The sequence below is a fragment of the Aeromonas sp. CA23 genome, assembly GCF_002587065.1.
Taxonomy (GTDB): domain Bacteria; phylum Pseudomonadota; class Gammaproteobacteria; order Enterobacterales; family Aeromonadaceae; genus Aeromonas; species Aeromonas bestiarum.
In genome coordinates this window covers 2,137,207-2,162,751 of record NZ_CP023818.1, presented here as the reverse complement: position 1 = coordinate 2,162,751, position 25,545 = coordinate 2,137,207, and the positions used below count along the sequence as shown (strand labels likewise).

At 62.1% G+C, this 25,545-nt stretch carries 19 protein-coding genes; 9 read left to right on the top strand and 10 right to left on the bottom strand.

Translation table 11 applies throughout. The features are described 5' to 3' along the window. Nucleotides 1-6: 6 nt before the first annotated feature. The gene (locus CK910_RS10260; RefSeq protein ID WP_098982732.1) at nt 7-555 is read right to left on the bottom strand and encodes an NAD(P)H nitroreductase; all 549 of its coding nucleotides are present in this window, start codon (nt 553-555) and stop codon (nt 7-9) included. Between the two features lie 100 nt (nt 556-655). Continuing rightward, nucleotides 656-2,671, bottom strand: a complete 2,016-nt coding sequence (locus CK910_RS10255; RefSeq protein WP_098982729.1) for an NADPH-dependent 2,4-dienoyl-CoA reductase — start codon at nt 2,669-2,671, stop codon at nt 656-658. Nucleotides 2,672-3,002: 331 nt separating this feature from the next. Between CK910_RS10255 and sppA the strand changes: the two genes are divergently transcribed. Next, the gene (sppA, locus tag CK910_RS10250) at nt 3,003-4,847 is read left to right on the top strand and encodes a signal peptide peptidase SppA (protein WP_098982726.1); all 1,845 of its coding nucleotides are present in this window, start codon (nt 3,003-3,005) and stop codon (nt 4,845-4,847) included. Nucleotides 4,848-4,912: 65 nt separating this feature from the next. Here sppA and CK910_RS10245 read toward each other — a convergent pair whose 3' ends face one another. After that, nucleotides 4,913-5,470: an NUDIX domain-containing protein gene (locus CK910_RS10245; RefSeq protein WP_043555005.1), complete on the bottom strand. Its 558-nt coding sequence runs from the start codon at nt 5,468-5,470 to the stop codon at nt 4,913-4,915. A 5-nt stretch (nt 5,471-5,475) separates the two neighbouring features. Next, complete coding sequence (locus tag CK910_RS10240; RefSeq protein ID WP_098982723.1) at nt 5,476-6,276, bottom strand: DUF2989 domain-containing protein; 801 nt, start codon at nt 6,274-6,276, stop codon at nt 5,476-5,478. 197 nt (nt 6,277-6,473) lie between these two features. On the opposite strand from CK910_RS10240, the gene CK910_RS10235 reads away from it, so the two are divergent. Together CK910_RS10235 and CK910_RS10230 are read left to right on the top strand one after the other, a co-directional pair. Further along, entirely contained in the window at nt 6,474-7,904 is a 1,431-nt protein-coding gene (locus CK910_RS10235) for a glyceraldehyde-3-phosphate dehydrogenase (protein ID WP_098982721.1), read from the top strand. A gap of 40 nt (nt 7,905-7,944) precedes the next feature. Next, entirely contained in the window at nt 7,945-8,238 is a 294-nt protein-coding gene (locus tag CK910_RS10230; RefSeq protein ID WP_043140085.1) for a YeaC family protein, read from the top strand. A 264-nt stretch (nt 8,239-8,502) separates the two neighbouring features. Here CK910_RS10230 and ansA read toward each other — a convergent pair whose 3' ends face one another. Beyond that, complete coding sequence (ansA, locus tag CK910_RS10225; RefSeq protein WP_042866682.1) at nt 8,503-9,510, bottom strand: asparaginase; 1,008 nt, start codon at nt 9,508-9,510, stop codon at nt 8,503-8,505. Nucleotides 9,511-9,982: 472 nt separating this feature from the next. On the opposite strand from ansA, the gene gltS reads away from it, so the two are divergent. Then, the gene (gltS, locus tag CK910_RS10220; protein ID WP_042866683.1) at nt 9,983-11,182 is read left to right on the top strand and encodes a sodium/glutamate symporter; all 1,200 of its coding nucleotides are present in this window, start codon (nt 9,983-9,985) and stop codon (nt 11,180-11,182) included. A gap of 239 nt (nt 11,183-11,421) precedes the next feature. Here the strand turns inward: gltS and CK910_RS10215 are convergent, their stop codons facing one another. Beyond that, complete coding sequence (locus CK910_RS10215) at nt 11,422-13,293, bottom strand: methyl-accepting chemotaxis protein (RefSeq protein WP_098982718.1); 1,872 nt, start codon at nt 13,291-13,293, stop codon at nt 11,422-11,424. Between the two features lie 252 nt (nt 13,294-13,545). Between CK910_RS10215 and prfB the strand changes: the two genes are divergently transcribed. Together prfB and lysS are read left to right on the top strand one after the other, a co-directional pair. Then, a protein-coding gene (gene prfB, locus CK910_RS10210) for a peptide chain release factor 2 (protein WP_098982715.1) occupies nt 13,546-14,644 on the top strand; the annotation gives its coding sequence in 2 pieces (ribosomal slippage) (nt 13,546-13,620 and nt 13,622-14,644; 1,098 coding nt in all). Between the two features lie 23 nt (nt 14,645-14,667). Next, nucleotides 14,668-16,206: a lysine--tRNA ligase gene (gene lysS / locus CK910_RS10205; RefSeq protein WP_042866684.1), complete on the top strand. Its 1,539-nt coding sequence runs from the start codon at nt 14,668-14,670 to the stop codon at nt 16,204-16,206. Nucleotides 16,207-16,326: 120 nt separating this feature from the next. Here the strand turns inward: lysS and CK910_RS10200 are convergent, their stop codons facing one another. Further along, a complete protein-coding gene (locus tag CK910_RS10200; protein ID WP_098982712.1) occupies nt 16,327-17,133 on the bottom strand; it encodes a PhzF family phenazine biosynthesis protein in 807 nt (268 codons plus the stop codon). Nucleotides 17,134-17,331: 198 nt separating this feature from the next. On the opposite strand from CK910_RS10200, the gene CK910_RS10195 reads away from it, so the two are divergent. Genes CK910_RS10195 through CK910_RS10185 form a run of 3 tightly spaced genes read left to right on the top strand, consistent with a single transcriptional unit; the run spans nt 17,332 to nt 21,642 of the window. Continuing rightward, entirely contained in the window at nt 17,332-19,122 is a 1,791-nt protein-coding gene (locus CK910_RS10195) for an assimilatory sulfite reductase (NADPH) flavoprotein subunit (RefSeq protein ID WP_172955288.1), read from the top strand. Further along, the gene (gene cysI / locus CK910_RS10190; protein ID WP_098982708.1) at nt 19,122-20,834 is read left to right on the top strand and encodes an assimilatory sulfite reductase (NADPH) hemoprotein subunit; all 1,713 of its coding nucleotides are present in this window, start codon (nt 19,122-19,124) and stop codon (nt 20,832-20,834) included. The genes CK910_RS10195 and cysI overlap by 1 nt, the downstream gene beginning before the upstream one ends. After that, a complete protein-coding gene (locus tag CK910_RS10185) occupies nt 20,824-21,642 on the top strand; it encodes a phosphoadenylyl-sulfate reductase (protein ID WP_098982705.1) in 819 nt (272 codons plus the stop codon). The genes cysI and CK910_RS10185 overlap by 11 nt, the downstream gene beginning before the upstream one ends. A 125-nt stretch (nt 21,643-21,767) precedes the next feature. Here CK910_RS10185 and proX read toward each other — a convergent pair whose 3' ends face one another. Genes proX through proV form a run of 3 tightly spaced genes read right to left on the bottom strand, consistent with a single transcriptional unit; the run spans nt 21,768 to nt 25,104 of the window. Beyond that, the gene (gene proX, locus CK910_RS10180) at nt 21,768-22,763 is read right to left on the bottom strand and encodes a glycine betaine/L-proline ABC transporter substrate-binding protein ProX (RefSeq protein WP_098982703.1); all 996 of its coding nucleotides are present in this window, start codon (nt 22,761-22,763) and stop codon (nt 21,768-21,770) included. Beyond that, nucleotides 22,760-23,911 (bottom strand): glycine betaine/L-proline ABC transporter permease ProW, encoded by a 1,152-nt coding sequence (gene proW / locus CK910_RS10175; protein WP_043140069.1) that lies wholly within the window; start codon nt 23,909-23,911, stop codon nt 22,760-22,762. Before proW ends, proX begins: the two co-directional genes overlap by 4 nt. Beyond that, nucleotides 23,908-25,104, bottom strand: a complete 1,197-nt coding sequence (gene proV / locus CK910_RS10170) for a glycine betaine/L-proline ABC transporter ATP-binding protein ProV (protein WP_043556197.1) — start codon at nt 25,102-25,104, stop codon at nt 23,908-23,910. The genes proW and proV overlap by 4 nt, the downstream gene beginning before the upstream one ends. Nucleotides 25,105-25,545: the final 441 nt, after the last annotated feature.

Genomic DNA, 25,545 nt, shown 5'->3' with positions numbered 1-25,545 from the left:
TACGACTTAGAAGCGACGGACAAACTCATCCTGCGGCAGTTCGCGCAACTTGCGCGCCTCCAGCATGGGGGTGCCGAGGTAGAGGAAACCCACCAGTTGATCCTCCGGTGCCAGCCCCAGCCCGGCGTTGACCCGCTCATCGAAGATGAACCAGCCGGAGCGCCAGATGCCGTTGAAGCCCTGGGCCTGAGCCGCCATCTGCATCGCCATCAGGGCGCAACCGGCGGAGAGTTCCTGCTCCAGTTTCGGTACCTTGGGGTGGGCCTGATAGCGGGTGGCGACGGCCACCAGCAAGGGAGCGCGCAGCGGCGCCTCCTGGCACTTCTTGATGCTCTCCTCATCTTCGCCACGGGCACGGGCGGCCTCGGCCAGCAGGGCCCCCAGCCGCTCCCGCCCCTCCCCTTCAAACAGGATGAACTGCCAGGGCGTCAGGGTGCCGTGATCCGGCGCGCGCAGCCCTGCCTTGAGGATATTGTCGAGCACCTCACCGCTGGGGGCGGGTGTGGTCAGGCGGCCACAGGAGTGGCGGTTGAGCAACAGAGTGAGGGCATCCATGGGCAAATCCTTGTCAGGGGCTGTGATGGCGCTACCTTAGCACAGCGCAGAATGAAGAAAACCCCTGAGCCTCAGGGGTTTATCGCAATGCCATGGCGAACTAGATGACGGCCGCCAGCTCGGCCCCCTGACGGATGGCGCGCTTGGCATCCAGCTCGGCGGCCACGTCGGCGCCACCTATGATGTGTACCGGCTTGCCCGCCGCCTGCAAGCCGGCTTGCAGCTCCTTGAGCGGCTCCTGCCCGGCGCAGATGATCACCTGATCCACCGGCAGGCACTGCCGGATTTCGCCCACCTGGATGTGCAGGCCCTCGTCGTCGATGCGCAGGTACTGGACGCCGGAGAGCATCTGCACCTTGCGGTTCTTCAGCACGGTTCTGTGGATCCAGCCGGTGGTCTTGCCCAGGCCGTCCCCCACCTTGCTTTCTTTTCGCTGCAGCAGCCAGATCTGGCGCTCGGGGGCGTCGATCTCGGGGGCCATCAGGCCACCACGTTCGCCAAACTGCTTGTCTATGCCCCACTCCTTGAGCCAGTGATCGCGGCTGCGATCCCCCTTGCCCTCTACCAGATATTCGGCCACGTCGAAGCCGATGCCACCGGCACCGATCACCGCCACCTTGTCGCCCACCGGCTTGTGATCCCGCAGCACGTCTATGTAATTGAGCACCTTGGGATGTTCTATGCCAGGTATGTTCGGGGTGCGCGGGCGTATGCCGGTGGCGAGGATCACCTCGTCAAAGCCGCCGCCGAGCAGGCTCTCGGCGCTCTGGCGCTGACCGAGGTAGAGCTCAACGCCGCACTTCTCCAGCCGTTTGGCGAAGTAGCGCAGGGTTTCGTGAAACTCCTCCTTGCCCGGGATCTGCTTGGCGAAGTTGAACTGGCCACCGATCTCGCTCGCCTGATCGAACAGACTCACCTGATGGCCGCGCTCGGCGGCGTAGCAGGCGAACGCCAGCCCGGCCGGGCCCGCCCCCACCACCGCCAGCTTCTTGGGCTGGGGCACACGGCCGAAGGTGAGTTCGGTCTCGAAACAGGCGCGGGGATTGACCAGGCAGGAGGCGCGCTTCTGCTTGAACACGTGATCCAGGCAGGCCTGGTTGCAGGCGATGCAGGTGTTGATCTCGTCCGCCCGGTTCTCGGCGGCCTTGATGACAAATTCAGGGTCGGCCAGGAAGGGACGCGCCATGGAGACCATGTCCGCCTCCCCCTGGGCCAATATGCGCTCGGCCACCTCGGGGGTATTGATCCGGTTGGTGGTGATAAGCGGCACGCTCAGATGTTTCTTGAGCTCGGCCGTCACCCAGCTGAAGGCGCCGCGCGGTACGCTGGTGGCTATGGTGGGAATACGCGCCTCGTGCCAGCCAATGCCGGTGTTGATCAGGGTCACGCCGACCTGCTCCAGCGCCTTGCCCAGCGTAATCACCTCTTCCAGGGTGGAGCCCTGCTCCACCAGATCCAGCATGGAGAGGCGGAAGATGATGATGAAATCCGTGCCCACCCGCTCGCGAATGGCCCGCACTATCTCCACCGGGAAGCGCATCCGGTTCTCATTGCTGCCGCCCCAGCCATCGGTGCGCTTGTTGGTGCGCTCGCAGATGAACTGGTTGATGAGATAGCCTTCCGACCCCATCACCTCGACCCCGTCGTAACCGGCCGCCCTGGCCAGTTGCGCGGTGGAGGCAAAGTCGCGAATGGTGCCGCGGATCTGCCGCTCGCTCATGGCACGCGGCTTGAACGGGGAGATGGGCGCCTTGAGGGCGCTCGGCGCCAGGCTGAACGGATGGTAGGCGTAACGGCCGGCATGGAGGATCTGCAGCGCTATCTTGCCTCCCTCCTGATGCACGGCCTGGGTCACCTTCTTGTGCCTGGCGACCTGCCAGGGGAAGCTCAGCTGAGAACCGTGGGGCACCAGCCGCCCACGCAGATTGGGGGCTATGCCGCCGGTGACGATGAGGCCGACGCCGCCACGGGCCCGTTCGGCATAGAAGGCGGCCAGCTTGTCGAAGCCCCCCTTCTCCTCTTCGAGGCCTGTGTGCATGGAGCCCATCAATACCCGGTTCTTAAGCTGAGTAAAGCCGAGATCGAGAGGGGTCAGAAGCGTTGGGTAGCGGCTCATCATGAACTCCTTTTCGAGGCCGGTGCGCCGGAATCCATACGCAATGCCCGGTTCTTGAGCTGGGTGACGCCAGCATCGAGGGGAGTCAGAAGCGTAGGGTAGCGGCTCACAAGGCCTCCGGTTAACTTTTTGTTATCAAATTGAAGCTAGAGTAAAGAATCGAAAATGCTTTTTCAAACAAATGTTTGGACATTTTTTCGGCGAACAGACGTGTTCCGAAGCAAGCAAGGAGAATCGCGCCATCGATCGCACCCAAGCGGAAATGGCAATTGGCGGGTCAACTGGTTAATAATGGCCCTTCTCTACCCATTAACAGGGCGATAACGCGGCTATGTCTATTTTCAAAGGTCTGGGGTGGCTGTTTCGCAGCCTCTGGCGTCTGCTCAACTTTACCCGGCTGATGCTGGTCAATCTGCTGTTTCTCATCGTCGTGCTGGTCATCATTTTCAGCGTCAGCCAGAAAGAGGCGCCCAGCGCCCCCATCGAAGGGGCCCTCACCCTCAATCTCTCCGGCGTGCTGGTGGAACAGCGCTCGCAAACCGATCCTACGGTGCAACTGCTGCGCCAGGTGGACAACAGCGAAGAGCTGCCCAGCGAGATAGTCCTCTCCGATCTGCTGTGGGCCATTCGCAGCGCCAAGGATGACGATCGCATCAAAGCGCTGGTGATCAAGCCGCAGGGGCTGCAGGGTACCAGCTTCTCCAAACTGCAGGAGGTGGCGACGGCCATCGACGAGTTCAAGGAGAGCGGCAAGCCGGTCATCGCCATGGCCGACTACTACAATCAGGGCCAGTACCTGCTGGCAGCCCACGCCGATCACGTGCTGCTCAACCAGAGCGGCGCCGTGCTGATCGAGGGGCTGGGCGTCTACCAGACCTACTTCAAGTCGGCGCTGGAGCAGCTCAACATCACCCCCCACGTTTTCAAGGTCGGCACCTACAAGTCCTTCGTCGAGCCCTATACCCGCGACGATATGTCCCCCGAGAGCAAGGAGGCGAACCAGCGCTGGCTGGATCAGCTGTGGCAATCCTATGTGGCGGACGTGGCCGAGCAGCGGGAGATAGAACCCGAGGCCGTCGCGCCCGGCAAGGATCGCTTCCTCGAGCTGCTGCGCAAGGCCGGTGGCAACGCCGCCAACTACGCCCTCGACAACGGTCTGGTGGATCAGCTGGCCACCCGCGACGAGATGACCCAGGCGGTCATCAAGGAAGTGGGGGAAGACGAGGATCACGGCTGGAAAGGGGTCGGTCTGAAAACCTATCTGGCGGCGATCCCCGAGCAGTACCCCCAGAGCGGCAAGGATGAGGTGGGCCTCATCGTCGCCAGCGGCGCCATCATGGATGGCGTGCAGCCGGCTGGCACCATAGGCGGCGACAGCCTCTCCGATCTGCTGGCCGATGCCCGCCGTGACGACAAGGTGAAAGCCGTGGTGCTGCGAGTCGACAGCCCGGGCGGCAGCGCCTTCGCCGCCGAGCAGATCCGCGCCGAGCTGCTGGCCCTCAAGCAGGCTGGCAAGCCTGTGGTGATCTCCATGGGCAGCTATGCCGCCTCCGGTGGTTACTGGATCTCCGCCGATGCGGACAAGATCTTCGCCTCCCCCACCACGCTCACCGGCTCCATCGGGGTGTTTGGCATGTTCGCCACCATCGACAAGGCGCTCTCCCAGTACGGGGTGCACACCGACGGCGTCGGCACCACGGATTACGTCGGCGTCGGCCTGACCCGTGCCCTGCCGGATCACGTCGGCCAAGCCATTCAACTGAGCGTGGAAGACACCTATCAGCGCTTCGTCGGTCTGGTGAGCAAGGGCCGCGGCCTGAGCCCGGAAGAGGCGGAAAAAGCGGCCGAGGGCCGGGTCTGGACCGGCCAGGATGCCAAGGCGCTGGGACTGGTGGATGAGTTTGGCAACCAGGAGGCCGCCATCAAGGCCGCCGCCGAGCTCGCCAACCTCAAGGAGTGGCAGGTCACCCCCATAGAAAAGGAGGAGTCCACCAGAGACAGGTTCCTGCGTCAGCTGTTCGACAGCAGCGCCCAGGCGCTGGCCCCGCACCTGCAAAGCTGGTTGCCGGCAGGTTTTGGCAAGGCGCTGGCAGAGGTGAACCGCAGCCTGGATCCGCTGACCCGCTTCAACGACCCGCAGGGCACCTACGCCTTCTGCCCGGTCTGTGTGCCGTAACCGGATATTCGCAACAAAAAACCGCCCTCGGGCGGTTTTTTTACATCTGCCTCAAGGGGCCCGAGTCACGCCAGCAGGCCGGATTCGTGCCAGTGGTGCAGCTCGGCCAGCACCCGGGTTTCGCGCGCCGTCCACTGGGGACAGGGGCCCGCCAGCTGGGTCTTGTTGGTCTGCAGGGCATCTTCCAGCTCGAACCAGCCGGGAGTGAAACCGAGTCGCACCTCGTAGGGCTGGGGCCGCGGCTCACTCCAGTCCTCCCCCACCTGGCAGAGGTAGTAGAAGGAGCGGATGCAGTAGGCGTCATAATCGGCCTCGCGGGCCGCGCGATACTCACGGGTCTGGCCGAGCAGGGCGCCGACTGCCACCAGCTCGGCGCCACACTCTTCGCGCAGCTCGCGTGCCAGGGCGGCGCTGTGGCACTCCCCCTCCTCTATGCCGCCACCGGGAAACATGAGATCGCCGTTGACCCGGGAGTGAACCAGCAGCAGCCGGTCACCGCGCAGGACTATGGCCCTGACGGTGATGCGCTCCAGCTGGCGGCCACCCGGGGTCACCTGGCCGTGCATGAACTGGATGTCGAAGGGGTGAGGCCAGTCACTGGCCAGTTGTTCAATGTGATTCATCAGGTTCAGGGACGGTAAGTCCCGCTTTTTAGCTGCTCGACCAGGGTGGCGGCCTGGCTATCCCAGGCCTCCTGATCGGCTTTGCTCAGGGAGTGATAGAGGCCGAAGCGCTTGGCCGAGACCTCGGGCGTATTCTGGAACGACTCGCTCACCTTGCCCCACAGATAGGCCAGACCGTACTGCTTCTGGCCCATGTAGAGGGTGCTGAGAGAGGTGAGGATCCGGCTGTTGACCGCATCCCCTTCCCGGTAGAGGGAGAGCGCATGGTGCATGAGCGCGATGGCCTTCTGCGGTTCGCTCTTGGCATGGATGCCCCCCAATGCCAGCTGCAACTCGGGCTCCTCCAGCACGGACTGCCCCTCCAGCGCCATGAACTGCTGGCGTGCCAGCTCGTTGGTGTTGTTGGTCCAGTGCCAGAGCAACAGGTAGGGATCCTGCGAGTTGCGGGTAGCGGCATCGAGCCGGGCCAGCTGATCGCCGGCGGCCAGCATCCCCTCCACCCGAGGGCTCTTCTGCTCCCGGGCCGTCTTGTATTCGATGTTGGTGGAGCGCTCGGCGCACTTGAGGTAACGCTCCAGGCTGCGCATCACATCATATTTGCGCCTGTCCGTCCCCTCTTCCTGCAGATGGTAGCGAGCCCGGATGACGTCGGTTCGCTCATAGCGACACCAGCCGTCGTCCACCAGATCCTGACAGAGGGTCGGATGATTGCCGCAGATGTTGTGGATCCGGTCGTCGTTGCAGGCCGTGAGGGTCAGGCCGCAACAGAGAGCGAACAGCAGGGAGCGCGCTGGAAAATGGGTCATGGTTCACATCTTGTTGGTAACAATTGCAGCCTGTCACGGCCACCCTTGGCTAGCAAACAGATTACATATCCATTACAATGCGCGCGCCGTATAAGGCCGCGACTGCAGAATAATATAACGAAATATACATCCCTACACTGATCTGCATTCGACGAATTTCTATTTGCCCCAACAACGTGAAATAAAGGATCTGGTTAATGACCCACGAGCACTACTTGCAAGCGTGGCAGGAGAGCCAGGAGCTCGCCGAAGCCATGCAACCCTTGATAGGTCGCCTCTACCGACAGCAAGGGATCGAGATCACCGTCTACGGACGTCCCCTGCAAAACGCCTCCACCATCGACATCCTCAAGGCCCACAGGGTCGTCCGCCGCCATCAGGGCGCCCCGCTGCCGATCCAACAGAGCTTCCCCCTGCTGCAGGCCATCCTGGCCCTCAACCCGACCGCCGCCGAGATCGATCTGGGCAAGCTGGCCGTGGGTTACTGGCAGGATCACCAGGATGAAGCCGGCATCGACGACTACCTGCGCGCCAAGCTGGCACCGGCACTGGGTCGCGGCGTACCAGCCCCCACTGATGTTGTGCTCTACGGCTTTGGCCGCATAGGCCGCCTGCTGGCGCGGCTGCTGATCGAGCGCACCGGCGCCGCCAACTCCCTGCGTCTGCGCGCCATAGTCGTGCGCGGTGGCCGCGAGGGGGATCTGGAGAAACGTGCCAGCCTGCTGCGCCGCGACTCGGTGCACGGCCCCTTCAACGGCTCTATCGAGGTGGATGCCGAGCGCAGCGCCATCATAGCCAACGGCACCTTCATCCAGGTGATCTATGCAAACAGCCCGGCCGACATCGACTACACAGCTCATGGCATCCAGAATGCGCTGATCGTCGACAACACGGGTGTCTGGCGCGACGAAGCGGGGCTGTCCGAGCACCTCAAGGCGCGCGGCGCCGCCCGTGTGCTGCTGACCGCCCCCGGCAAGGGGGAGATGAAGAACGTGGTGTTCGGGGTCAACCACGAGGTGATAGGTCCGGATGACAAGATCATCTCGGCCGCCTCCTGCACCACCAACGCCATCACCCCTGTGCTCAAGGTGATGCAGGACAAGTACGGCATCCGCCACGGCCACGTGGAGACGGTGCACTCCTACACCAACGATCAGAACCTGATCGACAACTATCACAAGGGCGAGCGGCGCGGTCGCAGCGCGGCCCTCAACATGGTGATGACCAGCACGGGCGCCGCCAAGGCGGTGGCCAAGGCGCTGCCGGCGCTCAAGGGCAAGCTGACCGGCAACGCCATCCGGGTGCCGACCCCCAACGTGTCGCTGGCCATCATCAACCTGTCGCTGGAGCAGAGCACGGATCGGGATAGCCTCAACGCCTATCTGCAGCAGATGGCGCTGAGCTCGGCCCTGCATCGCCAGATCGATTTCAGCGCCAGCACAGAGCTGGTCTCCTCCGACATGGTGGGTTCCCGCTTCGCGGGCATAGTGGACTCCCAGGCCACCATAGCCGAGGGGGATCACTGCGTGCTCTACGTATGGTATGACAACGAGTTCGGGTACAGTTGTCAGGTAGTACGGGTGATGGAGCAGATGGCTGGCGCGGTTCGCCAGGATCTGCCCGCCTGATCCCGATTCGTCATGGCTCAATGTGCAAGGAGAAGGCCCGATGTCGTTTCAACAGGGTGAGTTTCAACAGGCCATCAGACAGATGCCCAAAGAAGTGTATGAGCGGCTCAAGACCGCGGTCGAGCTCGGCAAGTGGCCCGATGGCAAGCCCCTCACCGACGAGCAGAAGGCCACTTCCCTGCAGGCGGTGATGGCCTGGCAGGCGATGCACATCGACAATCCCGAGCACATGAACATAGGCCGTGACGGCGAGATAGTGATGAAGAGCAAGAGCGAGCTGAAACGTCAGTATCGGGATGAGGAAGAGATAGTCCGCATCGAGATCAGTCACTGAGCCTTGCGGCGAGCCCAGGCTCGCACGCCATAGCAAAAAGTGGAGCCATCATGGCTCCCCTTTTTTTTTTCCTATCTATGCAGGATGACTCATCCCCCTCATCCCCAGCCCTTCTCCCGCAAGGGGAGAAGGGAGCAGAATCGCACCTGCGAACAGTTTAAGCGGGCCACCAGCCGGCGATCTTCATGGCGAGCCTCGCTGCCAACAGCACCTCGATCTATCCCTTCTCCCCCAGGGAGAGGGCCAGGGTGAGGGCCGCAACGCTCAGGGCGTCAGCTCGCCGCGCAGAGATTGCTGCATCAGCTCGCGGATGCGCGGCGCCGGCAAGTCCTGGCTCAGCAGGAAGTGCAGCTTGGTCAGCGCCGCCTCGGCCGTCATGTCAAAGCCCGAGATGACCCCGGCACGGGACAAGGCATTGCCGGTGGCATAGCCCCCCATGTTGACCTTGCCGTGCAGGCACTGGCTCAGGTTGACTATGATGACGCCGCGGGCCGAGGCCTCGGAGAGCAGCGCCAGCATGGCCGGGTTCTGCGGCGCATTGCCCACCCCGAACGACAGCAGGATCAGCGCCTTCACCGGCTGCTGCAGAATATTGGCGATCACCTCGCTGGAGATGCCCGGATAGAGGGTCACCACGCCGATGGGCTGGGGGGTGATGTCGTGCAGCACCAGCGGCCGCTCGGACGGTGCACCCAGCTCGCCCGCTTCCAGCGAGATGGCGATGCCGGCGTTGAGCAGCGGCGGATAGTTCGGTGAATCGAAGGCGTGGAAGCCATCGGCGTGCACCTTCTTGCTGCGGTTGCCGCGATAGAGCTGGTTGTTGAAAAACAGCGTCACCTCGTGGATCGGGTAGTTGGCCGCGATGTAGAGGGCGTTGAGCAGGTTCTGCTGACCGTCGGAGCGCAGCTCGGCCAGCGGGATCTGGGAGCCGGTGATGATGACCGGTTTGTGCAGATCTTCGAGCATGAAGGAGAGGGCCGAGGCGGTGAACGACATGGTATCTGTGCCGTGCAGGATCACGAAGCCGTCGTATTTCTCGTAGTTGTCTCGAATGTCCTCGGCGATGCGCTGCCAGTCCGCCGGCGTCATGTCGGAGGAGTCGATGAGGGGATCGTATTCGTGAATATGGTAATCCGGCATCTCGGGGCGATGAAACTCGGGCATCCGCGCCAGACAGTCTTCCATGAAGCCCGCCATCGGCACATAGCCGTGGTCGGAGCGCTGCATCCCTATGGTGCCGCCTGTGTAGGCAATGTAGATGGACTTCTTCACACCCTCTCCTCTTTGATGGGCACAACACCCATGTTAATGGGCTGAATACCCGCAAACCATGAATCCCATGGGAAACGAACCTGTGTCTTCACATTCCGTTCGTTGCCGCTGATGGGCTGGAAACCGGCGAATTATAGAGACTGGCGCCCCAAATGACAGCCGGGAAATGGCCTGCAGGCCGTATTAAACGGCGACTAACCCAATAGTGTTAAATGTCACAATAAAGTACAAACCTGACCATTAATCTGACAAATCTGGATATAAGCGGTGCTTTTTGCTACTATCCGCCGGATTTTTCATAAATCTCATCTGGATGCCTGATCCGTTCAGGCCCACATCGATCCCATTTTTGCGTGGGACGGGGGCATGTCGCCCCTTCTTTGTTGGCACGTGAGCCACACTGTTTTTATCCCGGCTGAATCTGTGAGTCTTCATCAACGAAAGACACAGCCAATCAACATGGGAGTACTGAATGCTACAACTTGATTCCTACGCCACCCTGGTCGCAGCCACCCTGGTGCTGCTGCTCGGTCGTTTGCTGGTGACCCGAGTCGGGCTGCTGCGAACCTTCAACATCCCCAAACCGGTTGCCGGCGGCCTGGTGGTCGCCCTGGTGCTGCTGCTGCTGCGCTCGACCCTGCAGCTGGAGTTGCAATTCGACACCAGTTTGCAGACCCCGCTGATGCTGGCCTTCTTCGCCTCCATCGGTCTCTCCGCCGATCTCGCCAGCCTCAAGCGCGGCGGCAAGGCGGTGATCACCTTCCTGATGGTGGTGACCGGCCTGCTGCTGGTGCAAAACAGCCTGGGTGTGGGTCTGGCGACCCTGCTCGGTCTGGATCCCCACATGGGGCTGCTGGCCGGCTCCATCACCCTCTCCGGCGGCCACGGCACTGGTGCGGCCTGGAGCGCCACCTTCGCCGAGAAGTACGGGGTGCAATCCGCCGCCGAACTCGCCATCGCCTGTGCCACCTTCGGCCTGGTGCTGGGCGGCCTGATCGGCGGCCCGGTGGCCCGCTATCTGGTCAAGAAGGTGCAGGTGCCCGGTGAAGAGCACAACAAGGATGAGGCGCCCAAGGGCTTCGAGATGCCCGACATGGAACGCCCGCTCACTACCTTCAGCCTGATCGAGACGCTGGCGCTGATCGCCATCAGCCTCAAAGGGGGCGAGCTGCTCTCCGCCTCCCTCAAGGGCGGCGCGCTGGAGCTGCCGATCTTCGTCTGCGTGCTGTTTGTCGGTGTGCTGCTGCGCAACCTGCTGACCCTGTTCAACTGGCATGAGGTGAGCGACCGCGAGGTTTCCCTGCTCGGCAACGTCAGCCTGTCGCTGTTCCTGGCCATGGCGCTGATGAGCCTGAAGCTGTGGGATCTCGCCAGTCTGGCGCTGCCCATCTTCATCCTGCTGGCCGCCCAGACGGTGGCGATGGCGCTCTACGCCATCTTCGTCACCTTCCGGGTCATGGGCAGCAACTATGACGCGGCCGTGCTGGCGGCGGGCCACTGCGGCTTCGGCCTGGGGGCCACCCCGACGGCCATTGCCAACATGCAGGCCATCACCCAGCGCTTCGGCCCGTCCCATCTGGCGTTCCTGGTGGTGCCCATGGTGGGGGCCTTCTTCATCGACATCATCAACGCCATGGTGATCAAGCTGTTTATGGCGCTCCCCTTCCTGTAAACCGCTCGGCCAGACGTGATATGAACAAGAGCCCACCTCATGGTGGGCTCTTTGCTTGCTGGCATCCTGGCTGTGCGGCGCCATCGTCCGTGGGCAACACCACCCAGGCGGCAACAGCAAGCATGGCCAGCCAGCTTTCCCTGTCATGAGACAGCCAGACCGCAGATAACAAAAAGCCCCGCACCAGGGTGCGGGGCTTTGTTCAGGATGGGACGTAGGCGTCCCATCGGCATCATCCCTTACAGGATGAAGGTCGACACCTGCTGGTTCAGGTCGGTGGCACGACCCTTGAGGCTCTGGGCCTGATCCAGATCGCGCATGGCGGCGGCGGTGATCTCGTCACTCACATCCTTGATGGCGGTGGTGTTCTGGGTGATCTCGCCAGTCACCTGGGTCTGCTCCTCGGCGGCGGTGGCGATCTGACCCGCCATGTCGGAGATGAGCGACACGGCCCGGGTGATCTCTTCCAGCGCGGCGGCGGCGGCATCGGCGTCTTTCACGCTGTTGTCGGCCAGCCCCTGGCTGGTCTGCATCAGGCTCACCGCACGGGCCGTGGTCTGTTGCAGCGTCTCTATGGTGGACTGGATCTCCTGGGTGGAGTCCTGGGTACGGCGGGACAGCACCCGCACCTCGTCCGCCACCACGGCGAAACCACGACCCTGTTCACCGGCGCGGGCCGCTTCGATGGCCGCGTTCAGCGCCAGCAGGTTGGTCTGCTCGGCTATGCCCTGGATGGTGGAGAGGATGCCGGAGATGGCCTGGGCGTGACGGCTCAGCTCGCCGATCACCTCGGTCGCCTGCCCCACCTCTTCGGCCAGGCCGTTGATGGACTGGCGAGTCTGGTTCACCAGCATCTTGCCCTGCTCACTGCTCTGGGCGGATTGCTGGGCGGCGGCGGCGGTGTTCTCGGCGTTGCCGGCGATCTCCATGGTGGCGCTCGCCATCTCGGTGACGGCGGTGGCGACCATGGTCACTTCCTGCTGCTGACGCTGCAGCTCGTCCACTGCGGCCTGGTTGGTCACCAGACTGCGCTCGGCATCGGCATTCAGCTCGTTGGCCAGCTTGCGGATGTTGCCGATCAGCTGGTGCTGGCTGCCGACGAAGCGGTTGAAGCTGTTGGCCAGCTGGCCCACTTCGTCGTTGGCGTCGATCTTGATGCGCTGGGTCAAATCGCCGTTACCGTCGGCGATGCGGGCCAGGGCCTGGGAGACCTTGCTGAGCGGGCCGAGCAGCAGACTCACCAGCCAGGAGATGGCGATGATGCTGCCCACCAGCACCAGCAGGGCCAGGCCAAGCTGGGTCATCAGCAGGGAGGAGAGCGGAGCTTCCAGAGTTTCCTTGTCCAGCACCAGCACCAGCTCCCAGTCGGTATCCGGGATATCCACGGCCCACAGCAGCTTGTCACGGCCTTCGTTGTCGAAGTAGGCAGGGATCAGACTGTTGCTGGCCTTGCTCTGTTCGATCAGGGCATTGGTCAGATCGTTGTCGATCTCGGTGGCCGGCTTCATCGCCTTGGCCGCGTCCTTGTACGCGATGACTGTGCCATCCTTGTGCATCATGATGGCGATGCCGTCGGCAGGCAGCTTCATCCGGGTGACGTCTTCCACCAGGGAGGCGATGGAGAGATCACCACCGACCACGCCACCCTGCGCCGGCTGAGCCAGGGTCACCACCATGATGTTGTAGGCCACGTCCAGATAGGGCTTGGTCACGATCAGACCGCCCTTGCTCATGGCTTCCTGATACCAGCCACGGGAGCGCGGGTCATAGCCGTCGCGGTTGATGGAAGGGTCAGAGTCGTTCATCTTGCCGCTGCCCTCACCGAAGTAGGTGAGCTGGAAGCGACCCGAGACTTGCGCCTGTTGCAGGGCGTTGAGGGGGTCGGCACCGGCCTTGCTGCCGAGCGCCTGGATCACGTCGCGACGGGCGGAGAGCCAGTCACTGACACTGGCGGCCTGCTGGCTGCCGAGGCGTTGTACCTGTTCCTGACTGCCTTGCAGCAACAGGGACTTCTGGCTGGTATAGCTCTGCCAGGAGAGCAGCAGGATCACCAATGACAAGGCGATCACCACTGACAACAGTATCTTCTGCTTGAGTGATAGGTTTTTCATCATGATTTCTTCTTATGAGGTCAGGAACAGGATTTCCCAAAAGTGCACAGCACTGCATCGTTGTTAGCGACCCGCCAGGCCGAAACTGAACCTGAAAATGAGTCTGCGGGCGATATTTTCCACCGAGTTGGGGAAAACTGCACCAGAAATTGACTACAGGACGCGCACAAGGACAGGCGACCCTGTTTATTCCTTCCACAATTGGCTAGAATATCCCGTTTTTAAATCACATCGACCCCGAGAGTTTTCACGATGTTTGAAGTCAATCCTGTATTAAACAAGCTTAAGGAGCTGTCTGAGAGGACCGAGCTTCTTAGGGGGTACCTTTGACTATGACGCCAAGAAAGAGCGTCTAGAAGAGGTCAACGCCGAGCTGGAACAGCCGGACGTATGGAATGAGCCGGAGCGCGCACAGGCGCTGGGCAAGGAGCGCGTCACGCTGGAAAACGTGGTGGGCACCATAGACACCCTGACCCAGGGCGCCGAAGACGTCGAAATGCTGGTCAGCCTGGCGGTGGAAGGGGAAGACGAAGAGACCTTCAACGAAGCCGTGGCCGAAGCCGATGTGCTGGAAAGCAAGCTGGTGGATCTGGAATTCCGCCGCATGTTCTCCGGTCAGCACGACGCCTCCGACTGCTACATCGACATCCAGTCCGGCTCCGGTGGTACCGAAGCACAGGATTGGGCCAACATGGTGCTGCGCATGTACCTGCGCTGGGGCGATGCCCACGGTTACAAGCCGGAGCTGATCGAGCTCTCTGACGGCGACGTGGCCGGCATCAAGTCCGCCACCATCAAGTTCACCGGCGAATACGCCTTCGGCTGGCTGCGCACCGAGACCGGCGTCCACCGTCTGGTTCGCAAATCTCCGTTCGATTCCGGTGGCCGCCGCCACACCTCGTTCTGCTCCATCTTCGTTTATCCCGAGATCGATGACGACATCGACATCGAGATCAACCCGGCAGACCTGCGTATCGACGTCTACCGTGCCTCCGGCGCCGGTGGTCAGCACGTCAACCGGACCGAATCCGCGGTACGTATCACCCACATACCGACGGGTGTCGTGGTACAGTGCCAAAACGATCGTTCCCAGCACAAAAACAAAGATCAGTGTATGAAGCAGCTGAAAGCCAAGCTCTACGAGCTGGAAATTCAGAAGCAAAACGCTGAGAAACAAGCCCTCGAAGAGACCAAGTCCGATATCGGCTGGGGCAGCCAGATCCGTTCCTATGTGCTGGATGATGCGCGCATCAAGGATCTACGTACCGGCGTCGAAACCCGCAATACCCAGGCGGTGCTCGACGGCGACCTGGACAAGTTTATCGAAGCTAGCCTGAAGTCAGGCCTGTAAAAAACAGAACAGCAGGAATCACCATGTCTGAACAAACCACAACTCCGGAAGTCGACCACACTCTCGAACTGAACAACGAGATGACGGAGCGTCGTTCCAAGCTGGCCGCCTTGCGTGCCCAGGGCAACCCCTTCCCCAACGACTTCCGTCGTGACAGCCTCTCCGGCGATCTGCACGCCGAGTTTGGCGACAAGAGCGCCGAAGAACTGGTGGCCTTGGGTAAACAGGTGAAGATTGCCGGTCGCATCATGACCCGCCGGATCATGGGCAAGGCGTCCTTCGCCACCCTGCAGGACATGGCTGGCAAGATCCAGGTCTACGTGACCCGTGACGATCTGCCGGAAGGCTTCTACAACGAGCAGTTCAAGAAGTGGGATCTGGGTGACATAGTCGGCGTGGAAGGGACACTGTTCCGCACCAACACCGGCGAACTCTCGGTGCACGTCTCCACCATACGTCTGCTGACCAAGGCACTGCGTCCGCTGCCCGAGAAGCACAAGGGTCTGACCGACCAGGAAGCACGCTGCCGCCAGCGTTACCTGGATCTGATCGCCAACGAAGAGTCCCGCAAGACCTTCATGATCCGCACCAAGGTCGTTGCCGGCATCCGCAAGTTCTTCAACGACAAGCGCTTCATGGAAGTGGAAACCCCCATGATGCAGGTCATCCCGGGTGGCGCCTCCGCGCGTCCGTTCGTCACTCACCACAATGCGCTGGACATCGACATGTACCTGCGTATCGCACCCGAGCTCTACCTGAAGCGTCTGGTGGTCGGTGGTTTCGAGCGCGTGTACGAGATCAACCGCAACTTCCGTAACGAAGGCATCTCGGTGCGTCACAACCCCGAGTTCACCATGATCGAGTTCTACATGGCCTATGCCGACTACATCGATCTGATGGACCTGACCGAAGAGCTGCTGCGCACCCTGGCGCAGGACATTCTGGGCGACACCAAGATCCGTTACGCCAAAGAGGGCGAAGAGGGTCTGACCATCGACTTCGGTCAGCCGTTCCAGCGCCTCACCATGGTGGACTCCATCCTGAAGTACGCCGATGGCGTTACCCTGGAAGATCTCTCCACCCTGGAGAGCGCCAAGGCCGTTGCCAAGCGTCTGCACATCGAGCTGATGAAGGGCTGGGAGCTGGGTCACGTGATCACCGCCATCTTCGAAGAGACAGTGGAGCACATGCTGCTGCAACCGACCTTCATCACCGAGTACCCGGCCGCCGTCTCTCCGCTGGCGCGCCGCAACGACGTGAACCCGGACGTGACCGACCGCTTCGAATTCTTCATCGGTGGCCGCGAGCTGGCCAACGGCTTCTCCGAGCTGAACGATGCAGAAGATCAGGCCAAGCGCTTCCAGGATCAGGTCAACCAGAAAGAAGCCGGTGACGACGAAGCCATGTTCTACGACGCCGACTTCGTGACCGCGCTGGAACACGGTCTGCCGCCGACTGCCGGTCAGGGCATTGGTATCGACCGTCTGGTCATGCTGTTCACCAACAGCCACACCATCCGCGACGTCATCCTGTTCCCGGCCCTGCGCCCGCAACAGAAATAAGCCCGATGCGCAGGCCTGGCCTGCACCTCGATGGCAATGAAACGCCCCGCAACTGCGGGGCGTTTTTTATGGCGAAGTCAGCCCGGTGGAGGATCCCCGAGGGTAACGCACGCCGGCACCTCACGGGGTGGGCGGCAGCAGCCACTCCCCCTGCCACAGGGTCAGCGCCTGGCCCGACATCAGCACCCTGTCCCCCTCCAGCCGCAGTTGCAGCTCCCCGCCCCGCGCGGAGATCTGGCGGGCCCTCAGCTGGGTCTTGCCGAGCCGCTCGGCCCAGAAGGGCACCAGGGCACAGTGGTTGGAGCCGGTGACGGGATCCTCCTCCACCCCGACCCAGGGGGCGAAGTAGCGGGAGACGAAGTCATCATCCCCGCAGCTGGAAGGGGCCGTCACCATCAGGCCGCGACCGGGCAGGGCGCGCAGGGCGTGAAAATCGGGGGTGAGCGCGCGGACTTCCTCCTCGCTTGCCAGCTCCAGCAGAAACTTGGCGCCGGCGGCCAGAGTCTGCACGGGTGTGCAACCGACAGCCGCCCCATAGGCAGGATCCAGCGCCAGAGGCGTGAGCGGGATACGCGGGAAGTCGAGCCGGATCCACTCTCCCTCGCGCCTGGCCAGCAGTTCGCCGCTGCGGGTCTCGAAGCGGATGCCCTCCTGCGGTGCCACAGACCCCGTCTGCCACAGCACATGGGCGGCCGCCAGGGTGCCGTGGCCACAGAGATCCACCTCGACCCTGGGGGTAAACCAGCGCAGCCGATAGTGCCCAGCCCCCAGGGGACTGAGGAAGGCGGTCTCCGACAGGTTGAACTCGGCCGCCATGGCCTGCAGCTGCGCATCGGACTGGGCCGGCCCCAGTACCACCACGGCCGGGTTGCCACCAAAGGGGTGCCGGCTGAAGGCATTGACATGAAACAGTCTGATAATCGACATTCGCATTTCCTGTGGTGCCACGACCGGGCTCATTCATCGCCGTTATACCATGAAATCGGGCTCTGCCCGAACGGGCCCAGGAGCCCGCCAGGCACGTTTTTAATGCACTAATAGAATAAAAAAGACATTTTTATTCTTTGTTGTTATCCATCACACCCCTTAACCTGACCAAAAATCAGACCATGGAAGACGAGTGTGATGCAATTGAAGGATTCTCTGACCAACCTAGCCCCCCTCTCTGATGAACAACAACGTCAGCTGAACCAGGCGCTCTCGACCCTCAATACCCAGCAACTGGTCTGGGTGAGCGGCTATCTCTACGGTCTCTCCCAATCCGGCAGCCAGCCTGCTGCGGCCAGCGGTGCGCTGGCGGCACCCGGCGGCAGCCTGACCATTCTCTACGGATCCCAGACAGGCAACGCCAAGGGCGTGGCCAGTACCATCAAGGCACAGGCCGAGGCACGCGGCCTGCCGGTGACCCTCACCTCCATGGCGGACTACAAACCCAAGCAGCTCAAGAAAGAGACCCACCTGCTGGTGGTAGTGAGCACTTACGGGGAGGGTGAACCACCGGAGAGCGCGGTCGATCTGTTTGAGCAGCTCAAGAAGGGCAAGGTCGGCAAGCTGGAGGGGCTCAAGTTCGCCGTACTGGGGCTGGGTGACAGCTCCTACGAATTTTTCTGCCAGACCGGAAAGGATTTTGACGGCCTGCTGACCAAGGCGGGCGCCGATCGCGTGCATGAGCTTGCCAGCCTGGATGTGGACTATCAGGAGGCCGCAAAGGCCTGGGGCGAGCAGGCGGTCAATGCCATTGCCACCACCCTCTCCACAGGTTCAGCCAGCAGCAGCGTGACGAGTGCGGTACAACAGGCGGTCGGCCACAGCCAGTACGACAAGGCCAACCCCTTCCCGGCCCGCCTGTCGCTGAATCAGAAGATCACAGGCCGCGATTCGACCAAGGATATCCGCCATGTCGAGATCAGCCTGGAGGCGTCCGGCATCACCTATCAGCCGGGGGACGCCCTCGGCGTCTGGTTCGACAATGACGCCGATCTGGTGGGCGAAGTGTTGGCCCTGGCCGGGCGTAGTGGTGACGAGGCGACCGCCCACGGCAGCCTGCGCGAGGTGCTCACCCGCAATCTGGAACTGACCCGGTTGCACGGCGGCTTCATTACGGGTCTGGCCGAGCTCTCCGACAACGCGGCGCTCAAGGATCTGGCCGGTGACAAGGTCCAGGTCAACGCTCTGGTCGCCTCTGCCCAGGTGGTGGATGTGCTGAAACGCTTCCCGACCCCCTTGAGCGCAGAGCAGCTGATCTGCCTGCTGCGCCCGCTCACCCCGCGCCTCTACTCCATCGCCTCCGCCCAGAGCGAGGTGGAAGAGGAGGTGCACCTGACAGTCGCGGTGGTGCGCTACCCGCAGGAAGATGGCACAGTGCGCTCTGGCGCCGCCTCCTCCTATCTGGCGGACAGGCTGGCCGAAGATGCCGAGGTGCGGGTGTTCGTGGAGCACAACGACAACTTCCGCCTGCCGGCCAATCCCGATACCCCCGTCATCATGGTGGGACCGGGCACCGGCATAGCCCCCTTCCGCGCCTTCATGCAGGAGCGCGAGGCACAGGATGCCTCGGGCAAGAACTGGCTCTTCTTCGGCAACCCCCACTTCACCCAGGACTTCCTCTATCAGCTGGAGTGGCAGCGCTATGTGAAATCGGGTCTGCTGTCGAAGATCTCGCTGGCCTTCAGCCGGGAGCAGGCCAACAAGATTTATGTGCAGGACAGGCTGCGTGAAGCGGGCCTGGAGCTCTACCAGTGGCTGGAAGCAGGTGCTCACTTCTATGTGTGCGGTGATGCCAATCACATGGCGAAAGATGTGCAGGAGGCCCTGCTGGATGTGATTGCCGAACACGGCCAGAAGAGCCGTGAAGAAGCAGAAGAGTATTTGAGCGAATTGCGTCGTGCCAAACGTTATCAAAGGGATGTCTATTGATGAGCAAGCAAACAATTCCGGGACCAGTGGAAGGGCCGTTGGCCGACAACGAACGCCTCAAGCGCGAGAGCAACTTCCTGCGCGGCACCATAGCGCAGGATCTGCAGGATCCCCTCACCGGCGGCTTCAACGGTGACAACTTCCAGCTGATCCGTTTTCACGGCATGTATCAGCAGGATGACCGCGACATTCGCCCCGAGCGCACCGCCCAGAAGCTGGAGCCGCTGCACAACGTCATGCTGCGCGCCCGCCTGCCGGGCGGCATCATCACCCCGGCCCAGTGGCAGGTGATCGACAAGTTCGCCGAGGAGCACAGCCTGTACGGCAGCATTCGCCTTACTACCCGCCAGACCTTCCAGTTTCACGGGGTATTGAAGCGCGACATCAAGCTGATGCACCAGACCCTCAACAGCACGGGCATAGATTCCATCGCCACCGCCGGCGACGTGAACCGCAACGTGCTCTGCACCAGCAACCCGGTGGAGTCAGCGCTGCACCAGGAGGCCTACGAGTGGGCCAAGCAGATCTCCGAACACCTGCTGCCCAAGACCCGCGCCTACGTGGAGATCTGGCTGGATGGCGAGAAGCTGGGGGGTGACGAGGAGCCGATCCTCGGCTCCAACTACCTGCCGCGCAAATTCAAGACGACAGTGGTGATCCCGCCCCACAACGACATAGACGTGCATGCCAACGATCTCAACTTCGTGGCCATCGCTGAAAACGGCAAGCTGGTGGGCTTCAACGTGCTGGTGGGCGGTGGTCTGGCCATGACCCACGGCGATACCAGCACTTATCCGCGCAAGGCGAGCGACTTTGGCTTTATTCCCCTCTCCCACGTGCTGGAGGTGGCCGCCGCGGTGGTCAGCACCCAGCGTGACTGGGGCAACCGGGTCAACCGCAAGAACGCCAAGACCAAGTACACGCTCGAACGGGTCGGGGTGGAGGCCTTCAAGGCCGAGGTGGAGAGCCGCGCCGGCATACCATTCGGGCCTGTGCGTCCCTATGAGTTCACCAGCCGTGGCGATCGCTTCGGCTGGGTGGAGGGGATAGATGGCAAACACCACCTCACCCTCTTCATCGAGAACGGCCGTTTGCTGGACTTCCCGGGCAAGCCGCTCAAGACCGGCATGCTGGAGATAGCCCGCGTGCATCAGGGAGATTTTCGCCTGACCGCCAACCAGAACCTCATCATCGCCGGCGTCCCCACCAGCGAGAAGGCGCGCATCGAAGCGCTGGCACGCCAGTACGGCCTGCTGGATGACGGCGTCAGCGAGCAGCGCAAGCAGTCCATGGCCTGCGTGGCCCTGCCCACCTGCCCGCTGGCGATGGCCGAAGCCGAGCGCATGCTGCCGGCGTTTGTCACCGACATCGAGGGCTTGCTGGCCAAACACGCGCTGGCGGATGACGCCATCATATTCCGGGTCACCGGCTGCCCCAACGGCTGCGGCCGCGCCATGCTGGCGGAAGTGGGCCTGGTGGGCAAGGCGCCGGGCCGCTACAACCTGCATCTGGGTGGCAACCTGGAGGGGACCCGCATCCCGCGCCTCTATCAGGAGAACATCACGGAACCGCAGATCCTGGCGGAACTGGATACGCTTATCGGCCGCTGGGCCAGGGAGCGCGACGGTCACGAGTGCTTCGGCGACTTCGTGATCCGGGTTGGGGTGGTGGCGCCCGTCATCGACTCCGCGAGGGACTTCTATGCAGCCTGAACTGACTGATGGCGGGCGGCTGACACTGACCGCCGATGGCAGGCTCGACCTCAATGCCCTGCTCTCCCTGAGCCGGGACGAGCAGAGCGAGGCGCTGGCCCCTATCAATCAGGCTCTCGAGGCCATAAGCGCCCCCGAGCGGGTGCGCTGGGCGCTGGCGAACCTGCCGGGGGAACACGTACTGTCGTCGAGCTTCGGCATCCAGGCGGCGCTGATGCTGCATCTGGTGAGCCGCGAGCGCAGCGATGTACCCGTGGTGCTGACCGATACCGGTTATCTGTTCCCCGAGACCTACCGCTTTATCGATGAGCTGACCGGGCGCCTCGCGCTGAATCTGAAGATATACAGGGCCGAGCTGTCACCGGCCTGGCAAGAGGCGCGCTTCGGCCTGCTGTGGGAGCAGGGAGTGGAGGGGATCAGCCGCTACAACCAGCTCAACAAGGTGGAGCCCATGGATCGCGCCCTGAACGAGCTGGGCGCCCAGACCTGGTTCTCCGGCCTGCGCCGGGAGCAGTCAGGCAGCCGGGGCGCGCTGCCTGTGCTGGCCATCGCGCGCGGCCGCTTCAAGTTCCTGCCGGTGATCGACTGGAGCAACAAGGACGTCTTCTACTACTTCAAGGAGCATGACCTCCCTTACCACCCGCTGTGGGAGCAGGGTTACCTCTCGGTCGGCGACGTGCACACCACCACCAAGTGGGAGCCGGGCATGAGCGAGGAGCAGACCCGCTTCTTCGGCCTCAAGCGCGAGTGCGGCCTGCACGAGGAGAGTGTCCAGGAAAGTGGCGAGCAGAGCGGCTCCGGTATCTGAACCCGCTGACAAACCAGGATCCTGACAATAAACAACGCCCGGCAACTGCCGGGCGTTTTTATGGCTGAGGTGCAGTGGCCAAGGTGCGCAGGGAAGTACGCCCTGCACGCCGCCACGCCATCCGCTTATTGCACGGCGGCACGCGCCTGGGTTAGCCAGTCGTTGACCAGGGCCTCATGGCCCTTGAGCCAGGCTTCGGCGTGGCGCTCAATATCCGCCGGTTTGTTCTGACCCTTGTTCATCAGCCCGTTCTGGATGTTGATGTCGTTCAGCGGCAGCTTGACGATGCTGAACAACTTGGCCGCCGCCGGGTTGGCCTCGGTGAACGCCTTGTTGGCCACTATGTGCATGGTGTTGACCGGAAAGCCGTAATCCTTGCCGTTGGGCAGGCGGGTCTGGGCGGCATCCTTGGCACCGGCGGGCACTTCCAGCCACACCACGTCCCGTCCCGGCACCAGCTCACTGCTCAGCCAGTAGGGGGTCCAGGTGTAGTAGAGCACCGGCTTGCCACTCTGGTAACGGGCCCGGGTATCGGCGATCAGGGCCGCGTAGTTGCCCTGCTTGTGGGTGATGGTCGGGGTCAGGCCGAACTCGTCCAGATGATGGTTGATGGCCTCTTCACAGCCCCAGCCCGGGTTGCAGCCCACCAGATCGGCCTTGCCGTCGCCATCGCCGTCAAACAGCGCCGCCAGCTTGGGATCCTTGAGCTGACCCAGGTTGGTGATGCCGTACTGGGTGGCGGTCTTCTTGTCGATGAGGTAACCCTGGGCGGCGCCCGATACATAGGTGCCCTGGCGGAAGAACACCTTGTCGCCGCCGGCCTGTTCGTACTTGTTGTCCTGCAACGGGATCCAGTTGAAGGCCAGGAAGGTGCCATCGCCCTGCGCCACCGAGGCGTAGGCCACGTTGTAGTCCACCTCCTGCACCGCCTGGACGTCATAGCCCAGGCGATCCATCAGCTTGCTGACCAGCAGGGTCTGGAAGGTCTCTTCCGGCAGTGAGCTCTGCAAGGGTTGAACGCGGATCCCCTCCCCCGGCAGTTCGGCGCTGGCCATGGCGACCGAACTCAGCAACAGGGAGTTCAGCACCAGGGCGCTCAGGGTCTTAGTGATGAGTCTCATGCGTTTACTCCTTTGTAATCAATAACGTTACGGCGACCGCGCAGGCGCATCAGCAGGGCCACGGGACCATGTTGATACCAGCGGCCTGTGTGGCTGCGATCCCGCTGTCCCATGGCCTGGGTCAGACGGTCGAGCACTATGGCCAGCAGCACTATGCCGAGGCCACCGATGGAGGCGAGCCCCATGTCGAGGCGACCTATGCCGCGCAGCACCATCTGGCCCAGACCGCCGACCGCTATCATGGAGGCGATCACCACCATGGAGAGCGCCAGCATCAGGGTCTGGTTGACCCCGGCCATGATGGTGGGCATGGCGAGCGGCAGTTGTACCTTGAACAGCAACTGGGAGGGGCTGGCGCCAAACGAATGGGCCGCCTCCACCAGATCCGCAGGCACCTGGCGGATCCCCAGCATGGTCAGCCGGATCATGGGCGGCAGGGCGAAGATGACGGTCACCACCACTCCCGGTACGTTGCCGATGCCGAACAGCATGACGATGGGAATGAGATAGACGAAGGCCGGGGTGGTCTGCATGGCATCCAGCAGCGGCCGGGTCCAGGTGGAGAGCCGCTCGCTGCGGGCCAGCAGAATGCCGACCGGCAAGCCGATCAGGATGCAGAAGAAGAGTGAGGTCAGCACCAGCGACAGGGTCACCATGGCATCGGACCACGCACCTATGAGGCCAATCCCGACGAGAGAAAGCAGGGTTCCGATCGCCATGCGACCGTTGACCAGCTGCCAGGCGATCAGGGTCAGCATCCCTATCATCAGGGTGGATGGCATCGTCTGCAGCAGATGGGTCATGCCGTTGAGGGTGACCTCTACCGGTGCCCGGATCAGCTGGAACAGGGGACGCAGGTTCTCGACCAGCCAGCCGATGCCGCCCTCGACCCAGACATCCAGCGGTACCAGCGCCTGCTGGAAGGGATCCAGCCAGTCGACGGCCGCGGAAGTATCCGCCGCTTCAATCTGGCTCTGCCAGTCGGCAGCCTGGGTTTCGGTACTGCCCCAGGGATCCGTGGCCACAGTCGTGGCGGCCGTAGCGCCCCAGGGATCGGCCTGCGCCTCATCGGCCCGGGCGGGGGCGCTCGCCAATAACAACAGCGCCAGTAAGCCGGTCAGCAGACGATGAAAGGGTTTGATATTCATACCGGGGTACTCCTGTCCAGGGTGTTCAGCAAGTTAGCCTTGGAGATGAGCCCCAGGTAGGTGCCATCTTGCTCGACCACGGGCACCTGACAGGGCGCTGCGGCCACCTGACTGATGAGTTCGTTGAGAGAGGTGTCGGCCTGGATGGGCTGGATATCGGCCAGCAAGGCCTGCTCCAGGCTTCCCTTGTTTTGCACCGCCTGACCGAGCGACTCGACCGAGACGACGCCGAGGAAGCGACGGCTGCGATCCACCACGTAACCAAACTCCCGCTCCTGATCCTTGAGCTGACGCAGGGCGTTGCCCGGCCCGTCCGTGGTGTGCTTCTTGATGAGCGGCATCTGCTTGCGACTGACGATATCGCGGGCACTGAACACGTTGGCCAGATCCACACCGCGAAAGAAGGCACGTACATAGTCGTTGGCGGGCTGGCTCAGGATCTCGTCGGGGGTCCCGACCTGGATCACCTGACCATCCTGCATGATGGCGATGCGATCGCCGATGCGCATCGCCTCGTCCAGATCGTGAGAAATGAAGACTATGGTGCGCTGATGGCTGGCCTGCAGCTTGAGCAGCTCATCCTGCATCTCGGTGCGGATCAGCGGATCCAGCGCGGAGAAGGCCTCGTCCATCAGCAGGATATCGGGGTCATTGGCCAGCGCGCGGGCCAGGCCGACCCGCTGCTTCATGCCACCGGATAGGGCATCGGGGAAGGCGTCCATCCACTGGCCCAAGCCCACCTGATTGAGTGCCTGACGGGCACTTTCCTGGCGTTCGAGAAGCGGCACACCGGCCAGCTCCAGGCCGAAGGCGGTATTTTCCAGCACGGTCAGATGAGGCATGAGGGCGAAAGATTGGAACACCATGCTGATCTTCTTGCGCCGCACCTGGCGCAGTTCACTGTCCGAGATGGCGGCAATGTCCTCACCGTCGATCAGTACCTGACCACGGGTCGGTTCGATCAGTCGGTTGAAGAGGCGCACCAGGGTGGATTTGCCCGAACCGGACAAGCCCATCACCACGAAGATCTCTCCCTCGTGGATGGCCAGATCGACCCCATGCACACCCAGGGTCTGCCCGGTCTTCTGCAGAATGCTGGCGCGGTCGTGCCCTTTCGCCAGCAATTTGAACGCCTTTTCCGGCTGTTCTCCGAAGATTTTATAGAGTGATTTCACTTCGAGTTTGACTGTCATACTGTCCTTTTTTCATGGTCGACATCTTGGTAGTTAACCTGCCGAACGCGAACCAATTGCTTTCTACACTAAGCAATTTTCATGAAAAACAAAAGAACCATAAGAGTCCACACAAAACAATGAAAACATAATACATTGATTTATATCGTTTATTCTTGACAAGAAAAAGCCATAAATCGACAAGCATGGGCCATGCCAGCATGAATTATTTGATTAGATAACTAATCATAGTTCTGTTTTGACAGGCCAATAAGGGGGGAAAATCAGGCAGATCGGGGGGATGCCGCCAAGCAGGATCCCGAACAGGCTGCAGGGCAGGAGAAATCCTTACAGCCCGAATGATATGCAGGCAAAAAACGAGGGGACATAGGAGGGTGTTGAACGTAGCAATGTCAGAGGCCCTGCCTGCCGGACCTGCCCTTTGTTGCAAGAAAAAAGCCC